At 29.4% G+C, this 2,889-nt stretch carries 2 protein-coding genes; both read left to right on the top strand.

Features of this window, described 5'->3' with window-relative positions; genetic code table 11:
* Window positions 1-154: 154 nt before the first annotated feature.
* A complete protein-coding gene (locus tag FGF67_RS16705; RefSeq protein WP_139698897.1) occupies window positions 155-1,522 on the top strand; it encodes a TlpA family protein disulfide reductase in 1,368 nt (455 codons plus the stop codon).
* Window positions 1,523-1,688: 166 nt separating this feature from the next.
* Window positions 1,689-2,636: a DUF3179 domain-containing (seleno)protein gene (locus FGF67_RS16700; protein ID WP_139698896.1), complete on the top strand. Its 948-nt coding sequence runs from the start codon at window positions 1,689-1,691 to the stop codon at window positions 2,634-2,636.
* Window positions 2,637-2,889 lie beyond the last annotated feature (253 nt).

Genomic DNA, 2,889 nt, shown 5'->3' with positions numbered 1-2,889 from the left:
ACAATGCACATACTTCATTGCTTGTTTTTGTTTGCTTACGAAAAGTTTTACAAAACTGCCAAATATCTGGCTTTATTTGCTATTTTTACGTAAGAAAACGCAACGAAAGCATGTACCAAACCGTTAGGGCACATTAAACCAAATCACGATACAAATGAAATATAAAATATTATTAGCTCTTTTTTTATTCATTACTGTTACTATTCACTCTCAAAGAATTGAAAATAACCCTGAATTTAAAAACAGAAATATAGTAATAGATACCACAAAAACAATTTCAAAAATTGTTGAGCTTGATAAAGTGGTAAAAGGGTTTGGTCCTTCTGGAAATAGAAGTATAGTTATCGCTACAAGAGATTTAATTAGTAAAGAAGAGCTGAAAGGCTACCCCATAATGAAAAATTTACCCGACTCATTGACAAACGTAAAAGAATACCTTTTTATCTTGAATGACTTTCAGTTCTACTACCAAAATTACAAGCAAGGTGTTTATAGCAAGGACTTATTTATAAAAAAAGCTAAAGGAAATAGAAGAAAGTTAGAGGACACAATTTATTTGACAAATAAAAAAGTTAAAAATACAATTTCAATAGTTTCAGGTATAACTTCTGATAATAGAATAGTATATATTGTTGACTCAAACAATAATAACGACTATTCAGATGACGAATTAAAATCTTTGTTAATTGACTTAAGAAAACAAGATGATATAATTAATAACTCTCAATTTGTTGACATCGAATATTTTGACGGTAAAACAATTAAAAAAGACAAACAATTAATTTCTGTCAGTAACCAATATCGCAGTAAAGATTTATCTTTTAGATTTCCTCAATTCAGATATGGTAAAGTTAAGCTAGGGAATGAAAATTATTTAATTCTTTCAGAATCCTTTAGTTTTAATCAATCTATTTACTTGGTAAAAGACCAACCTTATTTTGATAAACTTGACCAAAAGCATAATATATACCCTTCTCAATATTTAAATATAGATGGCTATTATGTTCAATATTCCAAAGTTTCACAAAATAACGATAAAATTAAATTAACCATAAGTTCTAATGACTCAGAAAATAAAATAACACCTATTGCAAATCAAGTAGGAATGTTAGCCCCAAAATTAAGTGGGATAAATGTGCTCAATGACCTGAAAATTTCGTTAAATGAATTTAAAGGAAAATACGTTTTTCTTGACTTTTGGAGTACATCATGTGCCCCTTGTATTAAAGAATTCCCATATATAAAAAAAGCTTACGACAAATTTAGCAGAAACGAAATAGAAATTATTGGAATAGCTGATATCAGAGGAAAAATAGATATAATCGAATTTATTGCAAAAAATAATGTTACCTGGCCAACTATTAATGAAGAAGATTCTACAACTCGTATGGAAGGATATAACATTAATTCTTGGCCGACCACATACTTAATTGACCCAACAGGAAAAATTATTGCAACTAATTTGAGAGGAAAAGACTTAAGTAATAAATTAGAATTATTAGGAGTAGCCAAAAAAGATTAAAAAAACGTGCCCTAACACCGTATAAAATTAATTGCTAGTGCAAGCATACTTACGAAAATCCTTGCGGATTTTCTATTCGGTGAGTATTTGCCAATTTAGGTGCTCAACCACGCAACTAATCCTATACATAAACGTTATGCACAATTAGTTAATAAAAACAATTCAGATGAAAAATATAAAATGGATATATGTTTTAACCATATTAATTTCTTTAATTTCATGTAAAGAAAATGAACGTAAAGAGCCAAATTTAGAGACTGAAAAGAATCCAAAAACAATAAAAATAGTTGCTCAACAAAGACCTTTTGGAGAGCCTCTTGAATTTGATATGGAAGTTAAAAATGCATTGGAAAATTTGCAATATGCCAATGAGGAAGATGTGAAAATTGATAGTTTAGATTTAGTAATTGGAATTCCTTTAAAAAACACTCAAATTGCAATTCCGTTGAGTTATATGTCTGCCTTTGAAGTAGCCAATTTTAAAGTCGAATCAAACCATCTTTCTATAACTTGGTGTCCCATTGTTGGAACAGCCCGAGTTTTTGAAAATGACAATAATACCTCTGGCTTTGATTTTGGGTATGGCTTAAATAATAATAATCTATTAGTTGTTGACCGAAAAACTAACACAGTATGGAATCAACTATCTGGAAATGGAATTTTAGGAGAACTTAAAGGTGATAAATTAAAATCAGTTTCTACCATTCAAAGTACTTGGAGTTTTTGGAAGAATAAGTATCCCAATACCAAAATACTCATAAATAAGGATACAACAAATGCTGTTTTTCCTCAATTTTTAGATGAAATACCTCATTATATTAACTGGAAACCAGGTGATGGTCGACCTAAATATGAAGACTTTCATCAAATTGAGACGTTAGGACTTGGGATAGATCTAGGAAATTCATCTATTTACTTTCCTTTTGAAATATTATTTAAAGAGAATTCTCCTGTTAATTATGAGTTAGAAGGATTTAAGTTTAATGTTCATTTTGACGAATCTGGGTTAACTGCATGGGCAGAAAATATAAATGGAAAAATGATTCCTAGTGCCATTGCCTATAATTGGGCTTGGAAGAACTTTTATCCAGAATCAAAAATTTTTAAAAAATAAAAGTGCATAACAAAGTATATAAAAAATTGCTACTTTTAGTTTAACCTCTGGTAGTTACTCGTTTGCTAGCTTTCGATTTTCCTTCGGAAAATCCTCGCACTCAAACACGCAACTTTCCATATACATAAACGTTGCCAGTAATTTAAAATGACCTTGGAAATAACGAAAAAAGAAGTTGAAAAATTAATTAAAATAAGAGAAAATGACACTGTTAAAAATCATTTTCTTACAGTCATTTCACGTGATTTTCAGG

Source organism: Allotamlana fucoidanivorans, from assembly GCF_006265225.1.
GTDB classification, from domain to species: domain Bacteria; phylum Bacteroidota; class Bacteroidia; order Flavobacteriales; family Flavobacteriaceae; genus Allotamlana; species Allotamlana fucoidanivorans.
Note: the sequence above shows the minus strand (reverse complement) of the source record. Positions and strands in the feature narration are given on the sequence as shown.

Coding starts and splice junctions, on each gene's coding strand:
- FGF67_RS16705 (WP_139698897.1), top strand. CDS start 155: ATGAAATATAAAATATTATTAGCTCTTTTTTTATTCATTACTGTTACT.
- FGF67_RS16700 (WP_139698896.1), top strand. CDS start 1,689: ATGAAAAATATAAAATGGATATATGTTTTAACCATATTAATTTCTTTA.